At 61.1% G+C, this 20,535-nt stretch carries 20 protein-coding genes; 6 read left to right on the forward strand and 14 right to left on the reverse strand.

The features are described 5' to 3' along the window. Positions 1 to 73: 73 nt before the first annotated feature. Both AWB72_RS10160 and AWB72_RS10165 read left to right on the forward strand, forming a co-directional pair. Positions 74 to 580, forward strand: coding sequence for a metal-dependent hydrolase (locus AWB72_RS10160; RefSeq protein WP_040052082.1), 507 nt, complete (start codon positions 74 to 76; stop codon positions 578 to 580). A gap of 74 nt (positions 581 to 654) precedes the next feature. Further along, positions 655 to 1,152, forward strand: coding sequence for an LEA/WHy family protein (locus AWB72_RS10165; protein WP_052450053.1), 498 nt, complete (start codon positions 655 to 657; stop codon positions 1,150 to 1,152). Positions 1,153 to 1,161: 9 nt separating this feature from the next. Here the strand turns inward: AWB72_RS10165 and AWB72_RS10170 are convergent, their stop codons facing one another. Both AWB72_RS10170 and AWB72_RS10175 read right to left on the reverse strand, forming a co-directional pair. After that, on the reverse strand, positions 1,162 to 1,371 hold the full coding sequence (locus AWB72_RS10170) for a hypothetical protein (RefSeq protein WP_084593038.1): 210 nt from the start codon (positions 1,369 to 1,371) through the stop codon (positions 1,162 to 1,164). A gap of 111 nt (positions 1,372 to 1,482) precedes the next feature. After that, positions 1,483 to 1,854: a hypothetical protein gene (locus AWB72_RS10175; protein WP_143754606.1), complete on the reverse strand. Its 372-nt coding sequence runs from the start codon at positions 1,852 to 1,854 to the stop codon at positions 1,483 to 1,485. A 352-nt stretch (positions 1,855 to 2,206) separates the two neighbouring features. Here AWB72_RS10175 and AWB72_RS10180 point away from each other — a divergent pair, with 352 nt between their 5' ends. After that, positions 2,207 to 3,592 (forward strand): FAD-binding oxidoreductase, encoded by a 1,386-nt coding sequence (locus tag AWB72_RS10180; protein WP_040052084.1) that lies wholly within the window; start codon positions 2,207 to 2,209, stop codon positions 3,590 to 3,592. A 55-nt stretch (positions 3,593 to 3,647) separates the two neighbouring features. Here the strand turns inward: AWB72_RS10180 and AWB72_RS10185 are convergent, their stop codons facing one another. The 4 genes from AWB72_RS10185 to AWB72_RS10200 all read right to left on the reverse strand — a co-directional run bounded on the left by AWB72_RS10185 (position 3,648) and on the right by AWB72_RS10200 (position 8,390). Further along, positions 3,648 to 4,004, reverse strand: coding sequence for a host attachment protein (locus AWB72_RS10185; protein WP_040052329.1), 357 nt, complete (start codon positions 4,002 to 4,004; stop codon positions 3,648 to 3,650). Positions 4,005 to 4,140: 136 nt separating this feature from the next. Beyond that, on the reverse strand, positions 4,141 to 5,637 hold the full coding sequence (gene scpC / locus AWB72_RS10190; RefSeq protein ID WP_040052330.1) for a succinyl-CoA:acetate CoA-transferase ScpC: 1,497 nt from the start codon (positions 5,635 to 5,637) through the stop codon (positions 4,141 to 4,143). A 344-nt stretch (positions 5,638 to 5,981) separates the two neighbouring features. Beyond that, a complete protein-coding gene (locus AWB72_RS28470; protein ID WP_143754621.1) occupies positions 5,982 to 6,161 on the reverse strand; it encodes a hypothetical protein in 180 nt (59 codons plus the stop codon). A gap of 126 nt (positions 6,162 to 6,287) precedes the next feature. Then, positions 6,288 to 8,390 (reverse strand): FUSC family protein, encoded by a 2,103-nt coding sequence (locus AWB72_RS10200; RefSeq protein ID WP_040052086.1) that lies wholly within the window; start codon positions 8,388 to 8,390, stop codon positions 6,288 to 6,290. Positions 8,391 to 8,549: 159 nt separating this feature from the next. On the opposite strand from AWB72_RS10200, the gene AWB72_RS10205 reads away from it, so the two are divergent. Further along, positions 8,550 to 9,539 (forward strand): LysR family transcriptional regulator, encoded by a 990-nt coding sequence (locus AWB72_RS10205; protein ID WP_040052087.1) that lies wholly within the window; start codon positions 8,550 to 8,552, stop codon positions 9,537 to 9,539. 4 nt (positions 9,540 to 9,543) lie between these two features. Here AWB72_RS10205 and AWB72_RS10210 read toward each other — a convergent pair whose 3' ends face one another. Then, positions 9,544 to 10,227: a Fe2+-dependent dioxygenase gene (locus tag AWB72_RS10210; RefSeq protein WP_040052088.1), complete on the reverse strand. Its 684-nt coding sequence runs from the start codon at positions 10,225 to 10,227 to the stop codon at positions 9,544 to 9,546. Between the two features lie 81 nt (positions 10,228 to 10,308). Next, positions 10,309 to 12,543 (reverse strand): TonB-dependent receptor, encoded by a 2,235-nt coding sequence (locus AWB72_RS10215; protein WP_040052089.1) that lies wholly within the window; start codon positions 12,541 to 12,543, stop codon positions 10,309 to 10,311. A gap of 477 nt (positions 12,544 to 13,020) precedes the next feature. Here AWB72_RS10215 and AWB72_RS10220 point away from each other — a divergent pair, with 477 nt between their 5' ends. Both AWB72_RS10220 and AWB72_RS10225 read left to right on the forward strand, forming a co-directional pair. After that, positions 13,021 to 14,223, forward strand: a complete 1,203-nt coding sequence (locus AWB72_RS10220) for an ammonium transporter (RefSeq protein ID WP_040052090.1) — start codon at positions 13,021 to 13,023, stop codon at positions 14,221 to 14,223. Between the two features lie 95 nt (positions 14,224 to 14,318). Then, positions 14,319 to 16,508 (forward strand): hybrid sensor histidine kinase/response regulator family protein, encoded by a 2,190-nt coding sequence (locus AWB72_RS10225; RefSeq protein ID WP_040052091.1) that lies wholly within the window; start codon positions 14,319 to 14,321, stop codon positions 16,506 to 16,508. 9 nt (positions 16,509 to 16,517) lie between these two features. On the opposite strand, the gene AWB72_RS10230 is transcribed toward AWB72_RS10225, so the two are convergent. From AWB72_RS10230 to ehuA, 6 genes are all read right to left on the reverse strand, one after another. Beyond that, complete coding sequence (locus tag AWB72_RS10230) at positions 16,518 to 17,030, reverse strand: hypothetical protein (protein WP_244285577.1); 513 nt, start codon at positions 17,028 to 17,030, stop codon at positions 16,518 to 16,520. Further along, positions 17,003 to 18,322 carry a PQQ-dependent sugar dehydrogenase gene (locus AWB72_RS10235; RefSeq protein WP_040052093.1) on the reverse strand — a complete coding sequence of 440 codons (1,320 nt, stop codon included), beginning with the start codon at positions 18,320 to 18,322 and terminating at the stop codon, positions 17,003 to 17,005. Before AWB72_RS10235 ends, AWB72_RS10230 begins: the two co-directional genes overlap by 28 nt. Continuing rightward, complete coding sequence (locus tag AWB72_RS29135; RefSeq protein ID WP_167550951.1) at positions 18,322 to 18,489, reverse strand: hypothetical protein; 168 nt, start codon at positions 18,487 to 18,489, stop codon at positions 18,322 to 18,324. Before AWB72_RS29135 ends, AWB72_RS10235 begins: the two co-directional genes overlap by 1 nt. Positions 18,490 to 18,549: 60 nt before the next feature. Continuing rightward, entirely contained in the window at positions 18,550 to 18,933 is a 384-nt protein-coding gene (locus AWB72_RS10240; protein ID WP_040052094.1) for a DUF3175 domain-containing protein, read from the reverse strand. 13 nt (positions 18,934 to 18,946) lie between these two features. Beyond that, complete coding sequence (locus tag AWB72_RS10245) at positions 18,947 to 19,564, reverse strand: UdgX family uracil-DNA binding protein (protein ID WP_040052095.1); 618 nt, start codon at positions 19,562 to 19,564, stop codon at positions 18,947 to 18,949. A gap of 105 nt (positions 19,565 to 19,669) precedes the next feature. Next, positions 19,670 to 20,494 (reverse strand): ectoine/hydroxyectoine ABC transporter ATP-binding protein EhuA, encoded by an 825-nt coding sequence (ehuA, locus tag AWB72_RS10250; protein WP_040052331.1) that lies wholly within the window; start codon positions 20,492 to 20,494, stop codon positions 19,670 to 19,672. Positions 20,495 to 20,535: the final 41 nt, after the last annotated feature.

Here is a 20,535-nt window from a genome sequence, read left to right on the forward strand (position 1 = left end):
CACGTGCAGCAGGAATGCGGGCGCCGTGCGAACATGCGCGGTTTCTTTTGCAAGCGTTCCAAGGCAGGTTCACATGGCATCGAGTAAGGCCCATCATGCGACCGGATGGGCAGCGGGCATTATTGCGGCAGCCCTCGTCAGCAAGGCGGCAAGCGCAGGGTATTTGTCATGCGCGCTTGCGGTCCTTGGAGGCGTGGTGGGCGCAACCGCGCCCGATTGGCTTGAAGTGGCGTGGTGGACGAGAAAGCGCAAGCTGTGGATCACGCATCGAACGCTGACGCATTGGGGCATCGGCTGGGCCGCGCTGTTTGCATTGAGCTGGCACTTCCTCGGGCAGCATCCCGCCGTGCCGTTCGCATTCGGCTTTGCTTGCGGCGGCATCATGCATCTGCTGGCGGATTGGCCGAATCCGCTCGGCGTGCCGTGGATTGCCGGCCGTCATTCGCTCAAGCTATGGACGAGCGGACATTGCGATCTGTTCATTGTCGGCGGGGCGTGGATGGCGGCGCTTTATGTCGCCGATGGTATCTGGTTTCATCATGAGTATGGCCGCATGCTGCTTCACGCGTTGCGCGCCTGAGTGATTGTCTAAAGGTTCGCGTCGTTAGAATGTCCGCTGCTTTCTTCATGCCAAACAGAAACAGGATGTCGCCCATGCAATCGAATCACGTGCTTCGCCGGTTGTTCGTTACGCTTTTCGTATTCGTCACCATGATGACGCTCGGCGGTTGCGCGGGCTTCCTGAATCGCGAGCCCATGCGCGTGAATGTCGCGGGCATCGAACCGCTCGAAGGACAAGGCCTGGAAATGCGCTTCGCGGTGAAACTGCGCGTGCAAAACCCGAACGACGCGCCGATCGATTTCGACGGCGTTTCACTCGATCTCGATCTCAATGGCCGCCCGTTTGCAAGCGGCGTGAGTCCGCAGCGTGGCACGGTGCCGCGTTTCGGTGAGGCGGTGCTATCGGTGCCCGTGACGGTATCGGCGTGGTCGATGGCACGGCAGGCGCTGGGGCTGGCAAGCGGCGATGCATCGACCCGGGTTGCCTATGCGGTGCGTGGCCGGCTTGCAGGCGGCGCGTTCGGCGGCGCGAGCTTTTCGGATAAGGGCGCGATCGACTTTCCGACTGGCGGCGGCGCTTTCAATGACTAATCGAATTCGCTAACGACGTTTTTTTCGCCGCGATGTTTTTGGGGGCGCCATCGCGGCGGTCCAAAAGTCGACCACTTGCTTTTGCGATTGCCGGGCAGCAGTAGTCGCCTGACGCTTGGCGGCGGCAGTCGCATGCCCGCGCGCCGATCCCGCGATTGCATTGGCTCCGGAAAGCCACATGCTCAGGAAAGGATTCTTCTTCGTCCAGGGATTCTTCATGCCGGGCTCCTGACGTAATCATCAGGCGTCGGCGGATGCAGATTGTGTGCCTGCGAAGGAAACGAGCGCCGAACGACGCTCGCTTCCTTTACGGCGCTTCAACCAGGCAGCTTAGTGCGTGAATTGCACGCCATTGGCACCGTCGTGATGGAACTCGACGTGCGCGTTGCCCGGCGCTGCGTCGTGATGAGCGATCTCTTCAGCGCGCTTGTGTTCGTCGCGCACTTCGTGGCGATCGCGCTGTTCACGTTGCTCGAGTTTGAACTTCTCGTGTTGCTCTTTGCGCTCGTGTTGCTCGTAGTGCTTGTAATCGTGCGACTTGGCATACGCGCCCGCCGAAAGGCAAGCAATGAGAGTGGCGGCAAACAGTTTCTTCGTCATGGAACGGCCTTCATTTAAAGAAGCAGGTCGGGATGATCTGCATGCCACACAAACGGCTGCGTTGATCGCACGTTGACCGCTGTCGCTTTGGTGTAAGGACATTCAACATTTCTTGGCAAATCGGTCCCAAATGCCGGAGTCATTTAAGCGCGTAAGCAGAAGTCACTGACTTTTTAGCGATGCCGAAGTGCGAAAGGCAGCGATCGGAAAACTTGGCCGATGCATGCTAGATGCAACGCGTAATTTGGCGGGCGCCGCACTTTACATTCCGCAATGTCGGACCTTTAATCAACGAGCGGACTTCGTTGTCCGCCGTCCTTGTTCCGCTTTGCTCGAAGCAGCCTGTGACCATTTGTCCAAACTACAAGTAACAGAAGCGGAATCCTCGCGCGCTAGCGTTCCAATTGGCAGGGTCGGGCACGTCGCGGCGCGTTCTCATGCAGCGAGGTCTTCCATGAACAACATCCCCGTCGAAGCAATCGATACCCTCAAGACAGCGGTGCGCGGCCGTGTCATCGGCCCGGCCGATTCCGATTACGACGAAGCGCGCAAGGTCTGGAACGCCACCATCGACAGGCGCCCGGCGTTGATCGTGCGTTGCGCGGGCGCGGCCGATGTCATCGCCGCGCTCGCGTTCGCCCGCGAAAACGGCGTGCTTCTCTCGATACGCGGCGGCGCGCACAACATCGCCGGAAGCGCGGTCGGCGACGACGCGTTGATGATCGATCTGTCCGCGATGAAATCCGTGCGCATCGATCCGCAAGCCAAGCGGGCGTATGTCGAGCCGGGTGCGTTGCTATCCGATTTCGATCACGAAGCCCAGGCATTCGGACTGGCGACACCGCTCGGCATCAACTCGACGACAGGCGTTGCCGGTCTCACGCTTGGCGGCGGCTTTGGATGGATCAGTCGCAAGTACGGCGTGACGGTGGACAACCTTGTCGCTGCGGACATCGTCACGGCGGATGGCAAGTGGCGGCGTGTGAGCGCGGAGTCGGAGCCTGAGTTGTTCTGGGCGTTACGCGGCGGCGGCGGCAATTTCGGCGTGGTGACGCTGTTCGAATTTCGCCTGCACGAAGTGGGGCCGCAAGTGTATGGCGGGCTCGTCGTTTATCCGCTGGAGCAGGCAGATCAGGTGTTGCCTCGCTATCGCGAGTTCATCGAGGCCAGTCCCGATGAGATGACCGTATGGGCGGTCATGCGCCTCGCACCGCCTTTGCCGTTCTTGCCGGAGAGTGTGCATGGCAAGCCGGTGATCGCACTCGCTTGCTGCTATATCGGCGCGCTCGAGGACGGCCCGAAGGCGCTCGAACCGGTGCGCTCGTTCGGCACGCCGTATGGCGAACATCTCGGACCCATGCCTTTCACTGCATGGCAAAAGGCTTTCGATCCATTGCTTACACCGGGCGCGCGCAATTATTGGAAGTCGCATAACTTTGCGCGCCTCTCCGACGAGACCTTCGACATTCTCACGAAGGCGGTACTAGCGGTGCCGTCGCCGCATTGCGAAGTCTTTATCGGCGCGATGGCGGGGCAGACGAACCGCGTTCCCGTGGATGCGACCGCGTACGCGAATCGCGATTCGGTTTATACGATCAACATTCATGGCCGATGGACCGAAGCCGCCGATGACGAGAAGTGCACGCAATGGGCGCGCGACATGTTCTCGGCGATGACGCCGCATGCAATCGGCAGTGTCTACGTGAATTTCCTGACGGGCGATGAAGGCGATCGCGTGAAGGCCGCCTATGGCCCGAATTATGATCGGCTTGCCGATGTCAAGCGCCGCTACGATCCGGACAATCTGTTCCGCAGCAATCAGAACATCAAGCCGGCGTAACAAGTGCGCGCGCCGCTATGGCGTCTCAGGGAACGCCTGGCGGCGCGCGAAAGACCTAAGGCCGTTCGTGGTGCCGCTGCATGTCTCGATCGTCCGGCTTCGATGCATCATTGCCTCGTTCCTCATAAACGAGCTTGCGCGTCTCGCCACTCAGATGGTCGCGTAGCAGGCCTAGAAACTGAGGCTCCACTGCAAGCCGCAAGCGATCGAACCGATGACCCAAGCGGCTATGTTCAAGAAACGCCGCCACCGTTCTGGCGAAATTATCGCGGTCTTTATCGACGGAATCGGTCATACGCAGCGCAGGGTTCCTGATGTCCTCGATCTGTTGCAGATCGAGCTTCAGGCCTCGCGTTTCGAAGATTCGGACGCGGTTGCCGTCGCCGGCGACAACCCACGTAATGGCGGTCATGATGCTCCTCCTGTCCGCCCATGTTCGGGCGAAGACATTCAGGCATTGTGCGCCAAATTCACTTGAAGCGGCTTGCTTGACGTGCTCTGCGAGAGCTTGACGCTCTCGCATTGCAGCAATCGTCGAAGAGTAAGTTTCAGGGCAGCATGGAGCCGGTTTGAGCGAAGCGCGTATGTAAAGCAAACGCGGCATCGAGACGATGCGGCGTGTGTCCGCCTAGCGCTGCTGCATCGCGATAGTAATCGCGCAAGATGTCGCGATACAGCGGATGCGCGCAATGCTCGATCACGGTCAACGCACGCTCGCGCGGCGCAAGTCCGGTGAGATTCGCGAGGCCGCGCTCCGTCACGATGACGTCCACATCGTGCTCGTTGTGGTCGCAATGCGGAACCATCGGCACGATGCTGGAGATGCGGCCATCCTTCGCAATGGACTTCGTTGCGAACACCGCATAGGACGCGTTGCGCGCGAAGTCGCCGGAGCCGCCAATGCCGTTCATCATGTGCGTGCCGCCGACATGCGTCGAATTCACGTTGCCATAGATATCGGCCTCCAGCGCCGTATTGATGGCGATAAGACCGAGGCGCCGAATCACTTCGGGATGGTTGCTGACCTCTTGCGGACGCAGAACCAGGCGATCGCGATAGCGCGCGATATCGTTGAGGACCTGCTCCTGACGCTTGGCCGATAGCGTCACGGATGCGCCCGATGCAAACGCGAGCTTGCCTGCATCGAAGAGATCGAATGTGGAATCCTGAAGTACTTCCGAATAGAGCGTGAGCGCTTCGAAGGGCGATGCCGCGAAGCCCGACAGCACCGCATTCGCGATTGTTCCAATGCCCGCTTGCAGCGGCGGCAATTGTTTAGGCAGACGCCCGCGCGACACTTCATGCTGAAAGAATTCGACGAGATGGCCGGCAATGAGCGCCGTGTCCGCGTCGGCAGGCAATACGGTAGAAGAACTGTCGGGTTGATTCGTGATGACGATGGCCGCGATCTTTTCCGGCGCAATCTGGATGCAAGGCGTGCCCACGCGATCTTCGACGCGCATCAAGGGCAGTGGCGCGCGCCCGGGCCGCGCGGCGGGCGACCAGATATCGTGCAGGCCTTCGAGCGCGAGAGGCTGCGCAAGATTGATCTCGACGATGACCTTCTGTGCAAGCGCGGCGAACGTTGCTGAGTTACCCACCGACGTAGTGGGCACGATGCCGCCCGTTTCCGTGATGGCGACCGCTTCGATGATCGCAAGGTCGAGCGCGCCGAGGCGGTTGTCGCGCAATAACTCGACCGTCTCCGAGAGATGCTGATCGACGAACATGACTTCGCCGCGATTGATCGCGCGGCGCAAGGTGGCATCGACCTGAAAGGGCAGGCGGCGTTCGAGCGCACGCGCTTCGGTGAGAATGCGGTCGGTGTCGTTGCCAAGCGATGCACCCGTCATGAGCGTGATGCGCAACGGCTCACTTTCCTCGCGTGCGCGCCGCGCTATTTCCAGCGGCACGGCCTTGGCATCGCCGGCGCGCGTGAAACCGCTCGTACCCACTCGCATGCCATTGCGCACGAGCTGCGCGGCGTCGGCGGCGGAAGTGATCTTTCCGCGCAGGGCGGCACAACGAATACGGTCATCCAACATCGATATCTCCACGAACACTGATTGCCTTGTGCCCTGATTTGCGTCTCGTCGTATGCGGAACGGATCGGCGCGCAAGGAGGCGCGCACGGTTCATTCAGCGTGCATGTATGCGGCGCGTTGATCGAGTATGTCTTGCGTAGGCTTCGATGATGTCGCGGCAATGCGCGATGCTCGGATACTGCGGACAGAGACTTGCGGGCAACGGCGCAATTATTAGTTATCCCTTGACGTTTTCATAGACGCAACGCTTAAAGGCCATTCCTGACCATGCGACTCTTTGCGCTTTGTCTAATTTCGGCGCGCTAAAGCCGGGCAAGCACGCCGAATAGCGAAGCGCAGTCGAATCAACTGCCGCCGAAGAATACGGTGCAATAGCTTGCAGGACCGACGCATTCCTGCGAGTCGTGTGACTGACGCGGCGCTTGTGTGGATTGCTCGTCGGCGGCAGGCGCGGAGGTTTGCGCAATGGCGAGGGATGCACTCGACAACATGATTGCGGCAATGACGAACTTTAACGGCTTCATGATATTTCCTCTATTGACGTGTGCCATGCGTCGGATATTCGGGCACGAGAGAACTATAGGATGTGCTGTCGAGCGAATTAATCGCCGCGTGCGGAAGGCACATTTCCAGGCCGAGGAAGGATCGGCCTAGCGGTGCATTCCGAACGGCGCATTGGGGTCGACAAGCGCGCTGCGGATGAAATGCAGGCACGCGAGCATGCGCCGCACGTCGCGCGCTTCGTGAGGTGCATGCAAGCGTTCGAGCAATGCCTCGGTGGCGAAGATCGACGAGACGACTGCGCTGATCGCACGACGCAGCGTGACAGTGGAGGGCGCGCGAAACAGCATCGCGATGTCGTGCAGCAATTGCGCAATCGACGATGACCACGCGCTGCGCAACGGCGCGGGCGCGGCATCCATATTCAATGCGGCGCGCAACATGCGAAGGTCGATCATCGCCTGACCGACTTCGAGCGTGACGAGCATCCATGCAAGCGCTCTGCGATGTTCGCGCGAGCGCGGCGCCAGCAAGCCGAGCAGTTGAGACATCAGATCATGCGTGCCCGAATGAAAGCGCTCGTTCAATTCGGGCAACCTTCCTTCGCATGCAAGCGCTGCCTGAGCGCGCAATGCTGCGAGCGTCTTGCCGACGAGCCACGGCGTATGCGGCGGCACGATCACGGCGCATGCAATCGCCGCGACGAGCATCGATACGACAATCGCGATGCCGTTGTTCAGCAAGAGGCCGGGGTCGTAGACGATGACGTTGTCGGGCGCGGCGAGCAGGCAGAAGAACACGCAAAAGCCCACGCCATAGCCGGCTGTAGCGGGACGCGCCGCGACGAAAGCGCCTGCTGCAAGCGGCGGCGCGAGCGCGGCGCACAAGAGCGGGAAGCCGTCGATAGCGGGATAGACATGGCATAGATAAAGGTAGCCGAGCATCGTTGCGAAGGCCGCGCCCGCCGCCATCTGCGTGACGAACTTGGCCGGTCTCGCCTGTGCCGACGACAATGCGCAAGCGAGCGTCGCCGCGATGACCGCGAGGCCGCCGCTCGGCCATGCGGTCGCGATCCAGAACCATGCGACTGCCGCGATGACGATGCCCGAGCGCACGAACGTCGCGGCCACGACGTAGCGGTGTGTGGTGGCGGCATAGCGCGGGCCTGCACGGTCGTCACGTGAAGAGCGTTGTTGTTCGCCGCTTGCGATGGATGCGCGCATGCGCATGAGACGAGCGATATCGCTCGTAAAGCGGCAAAGCAATTCGACGCAAGTGGTGACGTCGATATGCGATGGCTCGGCAAGACGTTCGCTTAGCGCCATTCCAAAGCGCTTGAGCGCATGTTCGTCGCATCGCGATGAATCGAGCAGGTCCGCGAGTTCGTTGAGGGAGACCGCCAGCCCGGCATGACCGTCAGTCGCGCGCAGTCGCTTGATGGCTTGATCGAGCGTATGCAACCGCGCGCACGCATCCATGAAGGCGTTGTTGAGTTGCGCGAGCAGAGTGCGTTGACGGCGCAACGCGGGGTTTTCATAAGCCGCCACACGCCGCGTCGATTCGAAGCTTACGATCTCATCGACGAGCGATGCATAGCGGCGTTCGCGCGCCCGGCGTTCGAGGCCGCCGCGCAACACGCTCGCGGCAAACGCATTGAAGCTGGCTTCGCGTTGCGCAAGCGTCGTCATGAGCGTTGCGCTGGCGTGACGCGGCAAGACGAGCGCACTGACGACGCTCGAGCAAAGAATGCCGATCATCACTTCCGCGCCGCGCGTGAGCGTCGCGAGCAACAGTTGGTCGGGTGCGGTGACGACAGGCACGCCGATCAGCGCAGCCGTATATCCCGCAAGCACGAAGCCGTACCAGCGAAATTGACGATGCCGCACAGCAAGCGCCGTGCACGCGGCAACCCAGACCGTGAGTCCGAGTGCATAGAGTTCTGCTTGTTGTACGAACAGCGCGCCGAGTACGAGCGCCGCGAGCATGCCGAGCGCGGTGCCCGCGAAGCGATAGACGCTTTTTGCGAGTACCATGCCGGAGAATGGCTGCATCAATACGAAGGTGGTCGTCATCGCGATGCGCGGCTGCGAAAGCTCGAAGCGCATGGCAAGACCCATCGCGATGAACGCGGCAAGAAGCGTCTTGAAGAGATGCAGCCAGACGGCGCCATCGGTGGCGAGCCAGTCGCGCAGGCCGTCGATGACTTCTCGTGCGAAAGCATTGCCCGCACGCGGCTGATCCATGAACGACATGCTGTTGCCTGGTACATCCTTCTCTTGAAGGGGCCGATTGTAGGCAACACGGCATCATGGATTAATGAGGGAATCAGGGAACATTCTTTCCAGATTCAATAACAATCCTTTTAGCCGTTGAGCGGACAATGTCGCTTCTTTGGCAATTGTGAAGGTTTGATGGACACCCTACAGAACATGCGGGTATTTGCCCGCGTGATCGAAGCCGGCAGCTTTACCGCCGCGGCCCAGTCGATGAATTCAACCACCGGCGCCATGTCGCGCGCGGTGTCGGAACTTGAAGCCCATTTGCGCACTCGCCTGATGAACCGCTCGACGCGGCGTCTTGCGCTCACGTCCGCGGGAGAACGCTATTTGAAGCGCGTCTTGCAGATTCTCGCGGATGTCGACGGGGCAGAAGAAGAAGCAAGCGGGGCGCACGAGCATCCATCGGGCACCTTGCGCATGTTCAGTTTCGCAAGCGTGGGACAGCACTATATTCTTCCGGCCATCGCCAAATATCGCGCGCTTCATCCGGACGTGAAGGTGGAATTGACGCTATCGCAGCGCATGCCCGATCTCTTCGAAGGCAGCAGCGATGTCGCCGTGGTATCGGCGGGGACGTTGTCGGATTCTGAAGTCATTTCGCATCGCCTTGGCAGCACGTTCAGCATTCTTTGCGCATCGCCGGACTATATCGACGCGCGCGGCACGCCCGCCACGCCCGCCGATCTCGCTAACCACGACTGCCTCACGCTGCAGACGCCCGCGTTTCCCGCGCGCGAATGGACGCTCGAAGGACCGCAAGGCCGCGAGACGCTGCAAATAAGCGGGCCGGTGCAGGTGAACATTGCCGAATCGCTCGTGGTGGCGATACGCGAAGGCATGGGCATTGGCATGTTGCCGCTGTATGCGGCCATCGACGGCTTGCGCAACGGTTCGCTCGTGCGCGTGCTGCCGCAACACACGCTGCAGCACACGAATCTCTTCGCGCTGTATGCATCGCGTAAGTTCGTCGATGCCAAGACGCGGACGTGGGTGGAGTTCTTGCGCGCGCATCTTCCGGATGTCATCGCACGCGATGAAGCGCTGCTCAAGGAAATCACGCAGCAACAAGCTTCGGGCAAAGGCGCTGCACCATCAGAGAAGAAAGCGCGCGCCAGCCGCTAAGCGATCACGTCTCGCTCCACATGCGCAGCAGATTGTGATAGCAGCCGACGAGCGTGCGCTTCGCGGCTTCATCGCCGTTGGTCGCATTCAGGCGTTGAATGGAGTTGTCGAGGTCGAATAGCAACGCGCGTTGAGCATCGTCGCGAACGAGGCTTTGTGTCCAGAAGAAGCTCGCCACGCGCGCGCCACGCGTGACGGGCCGCACCTGATGCAAGCTCGTGGCGGGGTAGACAATGGCGTGTCCCGCCGGCAGCTTCACTTCCTGCACGCCATAAGTGTCTTCAATGACGAGTTCGCCGCCGTCATAGTCCTCGGGCCGCGAAAGAAACAGCGTGACGGATACATCGGTGCGAACGCGCGCGCCATGTCCGGGCACGATGCGAATCGCGCCATCCACGTGACTGCCGAAGTGCATGCCGCCTTCATAGCGATTGAAGAGCGGCGGATAGACGCGGTTCGGCAGCACGGCGCTAATGAAGAGCGGATGCCGTTCGAGCGCACCGACGATCGCGTCGCCCATTTCACGCGCAATGGGCGAACCTTCCGCGATCTGCTGATTGCGCTTGACCGGCGCGCCCTGATAGCCGGCGGTCGCGCGACCGTCGACCCATGCGTCGCTTGCTTCCAGACGCTCGCGCATGGTGGCGGCGTCTTCGGGACTGAGTACGTTCGGTATCGAGAGAATCATGGTGCGGGTTTCATCGTGACAGGCGCGCCGCTCATGCACGCATCATGAACGATTCAAGCGATGAAGCGGCGCGCGCGTGCATCAACGGAAGCGGTAATTCAACGTTGCGAGGAACGTGCGGCCAATGCCCGGCACCGCGCGTCCGCCATCGGATGGAATCAGGGCATCGTAGTACTTCTTGTCCGTGATGTTCCACACGTTGAACTGGATATCGTAGCGCTTCTGATGATACGCGGCCATCACGTCCCAGCGCGTATAACCGCCCACTTTCACGAGGTTGTTGTTCGCCGCATAGCGCGACGACACATACGAAGGCCCGCCGCCGAATTCCCAGTTGGGCGTGAAGTTATACGTGGACCACAGCGTGACCATGTTGTGCGGCGTATTGGCGAGCGTGTTGCCCGCGGTGCCGTCGAGCGCCTTCTCCACGGTGCCGTCCATATACGTGTAGCCGCCGAAGACCTGCCACTTGTTCGTGATGTGACCCGCCACGCCGAGCTGATAACCCCGCACGCGCACATCGCCATCGAGCGTGTATTCGCCGGTCGATACCTGTGTGCGTGCGTTGGTTTTCTCGATGTTGAAGAGCGACTGCGTCACCGATAGCCCGCCGTTGAGCAGATCCCACTTCGAGCCGATTTCATACGAGCGGTTCTTCTCGGGCGGCGTGTTTTGCTGATTGTTGGTCAGCGTGAGCGCTTCGAGCGACGGATTGAACGACGTGCCATACGACACGTAATAAGACTGCCATTCCGTCGGCTGCCACACGATGCCCGTGCGCACGCTCGTGAAGTAATTCGTTTGCGTGGCATAGCCGGGCGCATTGATCGAATTGTGGATCGATGCTTCATAGCGGTCCCAGCGCACGCCGCCAATCCACTTCCATTGATCGCCGAGCGAAATCGTATCGTTCAAATAGAGACCGATGCCGTTGGCACTCGACTCCGCGAGATTAGTCGCGACCTCGCGATAATTCGACGGACGCGTCGTATAAGCAGGATCCACAAGCGGCACGATAGCGAGCGTATTCGTCGGCAAGCCGGGCGTCGTCGCGGTGAAGCTCTGATTGCTATAGGTCTCGTGACTCAAATCGACACCGACGAGCATGTCGTGCTTGAGAAAGCCCGTCGCGAACTTACCCTGGAAGTCGGTCGTGTTATAGACCGAGTGATCGTTGATATTGCGGTCCTTGCCTTGCAGCCGCACATAGAGCGACGAGAGCGGCAGCGTCGTGTAGTTGCCGTTGCTGAGCGCGGTCGACGTGCCGAGCGGCCCGGTCAGCACGGCCGCCGCATTGGTCGCGCGCGCTTCGGTGCTGTAGTGGCTGAACTGCGTCTGGTTGCGCACCGTGAACATGTCGTTGAAGCGATGCTCCACGCGCGCGTTCAACGTCTGCACGTCCTGAATGGTGCGGTCGTCGGTGAAGCCGTAGAACGTCTTTCTGTCGACGGGCGCCGGATGTCCGTTGAGCGGCGGAATGCCGTAGTCGGGTTGATCGCGGTTATGTTGAATGAGCGCGGACAGCGTGATTTGCGTCGGCGTGCCGATGCCGAATTTCACTTCGGGCGCAATGCCGTAGTCCTTGTTCTTCATCTCGTCGCGCGTGGAGCCGAGCGACTGACCGAACGCGTTGATGCGAAACGCGGAGGTATCGGTCATGGGCTGATTGATGTCGACGGTCGTGCGATAGCGGTCATGCGTACCCGCTTGCAACGACACGTCGGCGCGCGGCTTGAGGTTGGGCTGCTTGCTGACCTGATTGATGACGCCGCCCGTCGATCCGCGTCCGAAGTAAAGCGATGACGGACCGTACAGTACGTCGATCGATTCGAGATTGAACGTGTCGCGGTAGTACTGGCCGCGATCGCGAAAGCCGTCGAGATAGATATCGGTGCGCGCCGTGAAGCCGCGCAGGTTGATGTTGTTGCCGATCTGCCCGCCTTCGGCTGCGCCGAGCGTGACGCCCGGCACGTTGCGCAGCGCGTCGGAGAACGAACTCACTGCTTGCGATTGCAGCACCGCCTTCGGCACTACGACGACCGCTTGCGGAATGTCGCGCAATGCAGTCGGCACCTTCGCGCCGACGCTCGACATTTCCGGCTGGAAGTCGGCGGCCGCATCGCTTCGGCCGGTCACGGTGACCGCGGGCAGGGTGGCGATGTCGGGCGCGCCATCGGCGGGAGTGGCTTGCGTTGCGGGCTGCGCTGCTTGTGCGGTTTGCGCGTCTTGTGCGACCGGCTGCGCGTAGAGCGGCGCGGCCATCGGCACGGCGGCAATGGTGACCAGTGCCGCGGCAAGCGGCGTTTTCCTCAACATGTCGTTCCCCGATACTTGTTAGTGAATTCCGATCGGCGCGAAGCGGGTTTTCGTCGCCGAGAAGTGAAGACGCGGCGGATACCGCGCATGCCTGCGCTGAATCGAATCCGCGTCGTTGAGTCCGGCTATTCCACGCATTAAATGCGAATCACTATCATTACACATCTCAGTAAGATTCGGAAATAAAACCCGGTCAATGGGTAGGGGAACCGGAAGCCGGCGTGATGAACGGGCGGCAACCCGCGGCGCCGTTTGAATGCTGCATGCAACCGAAAACCTGCACTGCAACGGTGCGGCCGATGCGACATCAAGGGGATGCCCTGCACCACATGCGGGCTGACAAAGCGAACCGGTGCGCCGGCACTGCACTGATCCGAAGCGTGGCTGCGTCAACGCCAGCACCGATTGCATGCAAAATGCCCCAGCTTGGCCCGGAACTTGCGAAAAGCGCCGCTTTTTTGAGAAAGCAGCGATCCCATGCAGGCACTTCAATCCGGAACCAACACACTCTTTCTGCTGCTAGGCGCCGCGATGGTGCTCGCGATGCACGCAGGGTTCGCGTTTCTCGAACTCGGGACCGTGCGGCGCGAGAACCAGGTGAATGCGCTCGTGAAGATCCTCGTGGACTTCGCGGTATCGACGCTTGCGTACTTTTTCATCGGCTACAACATCGCTTATGGCGTGCAGTTCATGCACGGCGCGGACATCCTCGCCGAGCACAACGGCTATGCGCTCGTGCGCTTCTTCTTTCTGTTGACGTTCGCGGCGGCGATTCCCGCGATCGTGTCGGGCGGCATCGCGGAACGCTCGAAATTCAATCCGCAACTCTTCGCGACGTGCGTGATCGTCGGCTTCATTTATCCGCTGCTGGAAGGCGTGACGTGGAACGAGCGCTTCGGCATTCAGGCTTGGCTGACGCAAACCTTCGGCGCGCCGTTTCATGATTTCGCGGGATCGGTGGTCGTGCACGCATTCGGCGGATGGGTCGCGCTGCCCGCCGTGCTGTTGCTCGGGCCGCGCCACGGGCGCTATCACAAGGACGGCCGCATTGCCGCGCATCCGCCTTCGAGCATTCCGTTTCTCGCGCTGGGCGCATGGGTGCTTGCGGTCGGCTGGTTCGGCTTCAACGTGATGAGCGCGCAGACCGTCGACAAGATCAGCGGCCTCGTCGCCGTCAATTCGCTGATGGCCATGGTCGGCGGCACGCTCGCCGCGTGGTTCGCGGGCCGCAACGATCCGGGCTTCACGTATAACGGGCCGCTCGCCGGATTGGTCGCCGTGTGCGCGGGATCGGACCTGATGCATCCGCTCGGCGCGCTGGTCGTCGGCGCGGTGGCGGGCGTGTTGTTCGTGCAGATGTTCACTTGCGTGCAGAATCGCTGGCGCATCGACGATGTACTCGGCGTCTGGCCCTTGCACGGCATGTGCGGCGCGTGGGGCGGCATCGCGGCGGGCGTGCTGGGACAGAAGGCGTTCGGCGGCATCGGCGGCGTGTCGGTGTGGTCGCAATGCATCGGCACGATCGGCGCGGTGTTGCTGGCGCTCGCGGGCGGCGGCGCGGTGTACGGTGCGATCAAGCTGACCGTCGGCTTGCGGCTTGAACGCGAGGACGAATTCAACGGCGCGGATCTCGCGATCCATCGCATATCGTCCACGCCGGATCGCGAAATGGCGGGATGATGCGTTGCTGATGTAAGGGCGGGCGCACGGTTCGCTATGCGCCATGCGCGCCCGCCGGTTACGATATACGGCCGACTCACCACAAGGCCGAACGCTTGAATCCTATCGAGAACGGGACACTGGACTTACCGCTTCCGTCGCGCAACTTCGCGTTGACGCGGCGTGTGCTCTTGCTCGTGCTCGCAGCATCGGTGCTGGTTCCGCTCGCGTGTTTGTGCATTTACGGCTATTACGACTATCAACGCCGTTTTGCCGATGCGGAAGAGTTGACCGAGCGTCTTGCGCGCGTTGCGAACGAGCATGCGCTGAAAGTACTGGATCTCAATCAGCAGCTTGAAACGCGCGTCGTCGACATGTTGGGCGACAGCGACGATGCCAACATCGCCGGTCGTCAGGAAGCGCTGCATCATGCGCTCGACGCCATGAGCGGCACGCTTGCACAGGTTGCCGCCATTTCCGTATTCGGTGCCAATGGCGCATTGCTTGCGAATAGCCGCTGGTATCCGGCGCCGCAAGTATCCATTGCCGATCGCGACGACTTTCTCTCCGCGCGCGCCGTCGCGCCGGTAACTTACTTTTCATTGCCTTTGCGCGGCAAGGTCGCCAATTCCGATGTCTTCACGACGACCATGGGCCGCATTAGCCAGGGCGGTCAGTTTCTCGGCGTCGTGTCGATTGCGCTGAAGCGCGATTACTTCACCGATTTCTATCATGAGATCGCTGCGGGCGATAACGCGCTGGTCATCGGCCTCTACCGGCGCGACGGCGGCGTGCTGGTGCGCTATCCGCTGATGAAGAACGCTGCGCAGCCCGCCAACGATACGCCGTTCACTAACGCGTTTCGCAACAACGAGCTGTACGGCCGCTTGCGCATGACATCGACCGTCGATCATGTGGAACGCGTGCTCGCTTACCGCCGCGTCGGCGATTTTCCGCTTTACGTGTCGACGGGCTATGCAACCTCCGTCGTGCGAGCGCGCTGGCGGCATAACCTCATGCTCGTTTCGGCCATTGCGGCGCTGCCGTGCATCGCGGTGTGGCTGCTGATTGCATTCTCGATACGTCGCCTCGACGCGGAGCGCGCCGCATGGGAACGCTGGCAAGCGGAAGTCGCGACGCGCCTTTCCATCGAGGCATCGAGCCGTCAGTTGCGGCGCATGGGCGCGCTCGGCAACCTCGTGGCGAACGTCGCGCATGACTTCAATAACCTGCTGATGGTCGTGTCGTCGAACATGGCGCTGGCACGTCGCAAGCATTTCAATGATGTCGAGAGTGAAGTGCTTGCAGTGGAACGCGCCACGGCCGGCGCGGAGTCGCTTGCGCGCCGGCTGATGAGCGTGGCGCGCAAGCATCCGCGCAAGCAGGAAGTCATTGACCCCGCTGCATGGGTAAGAAGCGTGCTGGATATCGTGAAGAGCGCGGTGCATCCGTCGATCTCGCTGACAGTCGAATTCTCCGCCGCCTTGTGGAACGTCATGGCCGATGCCGTCGAGCTCGAACTCGCGCTCGTCAATATCGCGGTGAATGCGAGCGATGCGATGCCGCATGGCGGGCGCATCGTGATTCGCTGCCAGAACGTGCGCTTGCGCGGCGCGGAAAACGATCTGCCCGATGGCGAGTATGTGCTGATTTCCGTCACGGACAACGGCGAGGGCATGAGCGAGTCCGTGTTGCGTCGCGCATTCGAGCCGCTCTTCACGACCAAGGAGCACGGCGCAGGCACGGGACTCGGCCTTGCGCAAGTGCTTGCCGCGTGTGAGCAGGCGGGCGGCACGGCGCGCATCACGAGCGTGCCGGGCGCGGGCACGACGGTGCGTTTATATCTGCCGCATTATCAGGGGCCGGTCGTGTCGTCGAAGCCTGAAGCGGTCGTGAATCGCGAGCGTCCGACAGCATCGGCGATGATCGATGACGACCATCCGTTGCGCGGAATGTCGGTGCTGCTCGTCGAAGATAACGCGGATGTCGCGGCGGGCGTCATGGCGGTGCTCGAAGTCTTCGGCTGCACCGTGCATCACGAAGAAAGCGCGGACGCCGCCTTTGCCTTATTGGGCGAAGGCTATGGCTTCGACCTCGTGCTCTCCGATGTGCAAATGCCCGGCAGCATGAACGGCATCGACCTGGTGGAGCAGATCACGAAGCGGCTGCCTTCGCAGAAGGTCGTGTTGATGACGGGCTATGCGGACGAAATCGAACGCGCAAAGCATCTCGGCGTGCCGATCCTCGCAAAGCCCTTCGACATGGACGATCTGCGCGATCTGATGGCGGACGGCGTGCCGCATTGAGCGGGATGTTCAGCGTTTGTTATGCGTCGGCAGGGCTCGCGCGCCGACCAATGGATTGAAGCTCGCAGGCTTGCTCGATGATGTTTCGCGCTTGTCGTTGCGCTTCGCGTTGCTATTGCCGCCTAGTTGACTGAGCAAGTCTTCATCATCCGTGGGTTCTTCTTCTGCATCGTCCGCGGCGCGCGCTTTGGGTTGATTCTCGCCCGCGAGATGCTCGACCACCGATATGAAATCCTTCTGCGCCGAACGTAACGCGCGCCCCGGCATCATGATGAGCACGACTGCTTCCTGCACGGTGCGGTCATCGACCGTATGCAACGAACCCGCTTCATTCCAGTCGATGCCGCTATCCGCATAAGCCGCGATTACATGATGCAGCACTGCAGGCGATAACACGCCCGCATCGTAAAGGCCGACTATTTGCCGCTCTGCAAGCGCAAAGAGCGAAGGCTGCGGCGCGGCCTTGGGCAGTGACTTGGGCTTGCGCGCGGCCATTATTTGCCAGCGGGCGCGACCCGCCATATGGTATTGCCGACATCATCGGCGACGAGCAGGCTGCCCGCATGATCGACCACCACGCCGACGGGTCGCCCGAGCGCGTGGCCATCCGATGAAAGAAAACCGGTCAGCATGTCTTCGGGCGGACCTGAAGGCTTGCCATTTTCGAAGGGAACGAACACGACCTTATAGCCACTTCTCGGCTTGCGGTTCCACGAGCCATGCTGACCGATAAACGCGCCGTTCCAGTAATGCTGCGGAAACGCCTGGGCATCGTAAAACGCGAGGCCAAGCGATGCCGTATGTGCGCCAAGCGCATAGTCGGGAACGATGGCCGAATCCACGAGTTCAGGGCGTTGCGGCTTCACGCGGTCGTCGACGTGTCGCCCGAAATAGCTGTAAGGCCAGCCGTAAAATCCGCCGTCCTTTACCGCCGTCATATAGTCGGGCACGAGCTCATTGCCGAGTTCGTCGCGCTCGTTCACGGCTGTCCATAACGCGCCGCTTTGCGGTTGCCATGCAAGGCCATTGGGATTGCGCAAGCCCGTTGCATAGAGCCGCGATTCTTTCGTGGCGATGTCCACTTCCATGATCGCCGCACGGCCGTCTTCCGCGCCGATGCCGTTTTCCGCCGCGTTGCTGTTCGATCCGATCGTCACGTAAAGCCGCTTGCCGTCGCGACTCGCGATGACGTTCTTGGTCCAGTGATGATTGATCGGTCCCGCTGGCAAGTCGATGAATTTCTCGCCCGGCGATTCGATCTTCGTTTCGCCGCTGCGATATTTGAAGCGCATGATCGAATCGGTATTCGCAACGTAAAGATCATCGCCGACGAGCGCCATGCCGAACGGCGAGTGCAATTTATCGATGAACACCGTGCGCGTTTCCGCGATGCCGTCGCCATCGGCATCGCGCAGCAATGTAATGCGATCGGCACTCGCGCCCGAAGCGCCCGCGCGCTTCATTACCTTCTTCGCGATCATGCCCTTGATGCCCGCGTTCTCATCATGTTGCGCAGGCGCGTTGGTTTCGGCAACGAGCACGTCACCGTTGGGCAAGGTCGCAAGCCAGCGCGGATGATCGAGGCCCGACGCAAATGCCGTCACGCTGAAGCCTTCGGGTGCAATGGGCTTTTGCCCTTGCGCCCAGGGCTTCGCAGGCGCGACGTTCACCGTCGGCAATAGCGCGCGCTTCGGCGCGGGCAGCGTCGGGTCCGGGCCGAAGCCCGGCGCATAATCCGCGGCGATGACCGCGCTGCTTGCACAGGCGAGGGCGGCGATCGCCGCTGCTGCGAGACATTCGATGCGGCGCTTCATTAGCCCCCGCCGATGCCTTGTATTACCTTGCCCGTGCCGTCGCATGTCGGGCAATCGGCACCATCGCGCTTGCCGCTGCCGTTGCAATCGGGGCAGATGTCTTCGCCAGTGCCGGGCACGCCGGGCTCGGCTTCATCGCCGGGACTGAGAGGAGGTTCTTGCGCCATGATCGTCTCCTGGTGGGTCAACGCATTCGAGCAAAGATTATTCCCGTCTATCAACCGCGGTCAGGGCTTGCGCCCGAACGCTTCACGCAAATGTTTCTTCGCGCGCTCGAGCGTATTGCGGCGCGTCTTGGGAAGATTGCGCCCGGCGCGATTGATGTAGAAGTTCAGCATCGACATGGCCGATTGAAACGGCGAACCTTTGCGCCGCTTGCTGCTAGTCGATGAACGCTTGAGTGACTGAGCAATTTCTTCTGCGTTGCCCGTCTTGAAGATATCGCGCTCGATATCCATTGCATCGCTCGTTTCCATGACGTGATGCGACCAGCGTTTCGATGTTTTCTTCGTGGACTTACTCGTCGTCTTCTTGCAATCGCTGGCAAGCGTATGGCGTTGCCGCGTGTTGCCGGATTTGCCTGTCTTCGTCGTCTTTCGTGTCGTTGGCATGGCGGGTTCTCGATCAACGTTTTTTCTTGAGCAAACGATGCGCTTCGCTTAGCGCATCGACAATCGCGCGATACGCGGCCTGGCGCGTCTCCGGATCGGGCGCGCGCAAAACGTATGACGGGTGATAAGTCGCGACGATCACGCGTCCGTCATGGTCGATGGGATGACCCATCGACGCCTGCAACTTGGCCTTTGAATCGCTCAGAACGGATTTGAGCGCGGTTGCACCCAGCGCGACGATGACCTTTGGATCGATATCGGCGGTCTCGCGATCCATCCAGTAATGACAGGCGTCGATTTCGCGCTGCGCGGGTGTCTTGTGCATGCGGCGCTTGCCGCGCGGTTCCCACTTGAAGTGCTTGACCGCGTTGGTGACGTACACCTCTTTGCGCGCGACGCCGGCTTCTTCGAGCGCACGATCGAGCATGGCGCCGGCCGGACCGACGAAAGGCTTGCCTTGCAGATCCTCTTGGTCGCCGGGCTGCTCGCCGACGATCATCAACGGCGCATGACGCGGTCCCGCGCCGGGCACGCCTTGCGTCGCGTCCTTATAGAGCGCGCAACGGTGGCATGTGTCGAGTGAGTCCGGCGTTTGATCCGGTTCGACGCCGGGATCCTTGCTCGTCGCCATGAGGGTCAGGCGCTCGCCACGCGGGGCGGTCTAAGCGGAATCGAAGGCATCGCACTCTCCGTGGACTAACGGAAGGTGCGAAGCAATTAACGGACCGCGCCCCGATTACAGTGCTTCGGTCACTGCGCGCAAGAACTGTCGCGTGCGCTCATGTTGCGGCGCGGAGAAGAACTGTTGCGGCGGCGCCTGCTCGATAATCTTCCCTTGCGAAAAGAAGCAGACGCGGTCGGCGAACTCCTTGGCGAAACCCATTTGATGCGTGACCATCAGCATCGTGAGGCTGTGTTCGTCGCCGAGTTTGCGAATGACGTTGAGCACTTCGCCGCAGAGTTCGGGATCGAGCGCGGAAGTGACTTCATCGAACAACATGATCTTTGGCCGCATGGCGAGCGCGCGCGCAATGGCGACACGCTGCTGCTGTCCACCCGACAATTGCGATGGATAGTGATTGCACTTCTCGGCAAGACCTACCATGGAAAGCAGTTCGCGGCCGCGCTCGGTGGCTTCTTTCTTCGATAACCCGAGCACGCGCATGGGCGCTTCGATGGTGTTGGCGAGCGCCGTCATATGCGGAAAGAGATTGAAGCTCTGGAACACCATGCCAATCTTGCTGCGCACCTGACGCACGTGACGTGCGGACGCAGGCACGAGTTTGCCGCCCTGCATTTCGTGCGTGAGCGGTTCGCCGTCGACTTCGATGATGCCATCGCTAAGCGGATCGAGCGTCATCAACACGCGCAATAGCGTGGATTTGCCGGAGCCGCTCGGCCCGATGATCGCCACTTTCTCGTGAGGCGCGATGTCGAGGTCGAGTCCGTCGAGCACGGTCAGCGCGCCATAGCGCTTGGTGACATTGCGAAAGCGTACGATCGGCGCATTGGCGCGGTCATCGGCGGCAGTGGACAGCGCCGGGTCGAGGTCTCGTTTCATCTGCTGTTCCTTTTCCCTGAGTTCCATTACCGTGCGCCGTC

The sequence above is a fragment of the Caballeronia concitans genome (assembly GCF_001544615.1).
GTDB classification, from domain to species: domain Bacteria; phylum Pseudomonadota; class Gammaproteobacteria; order Burkholderiales; family Burkholderiaceae; genus Caballeronia; species Caballeronia concitans.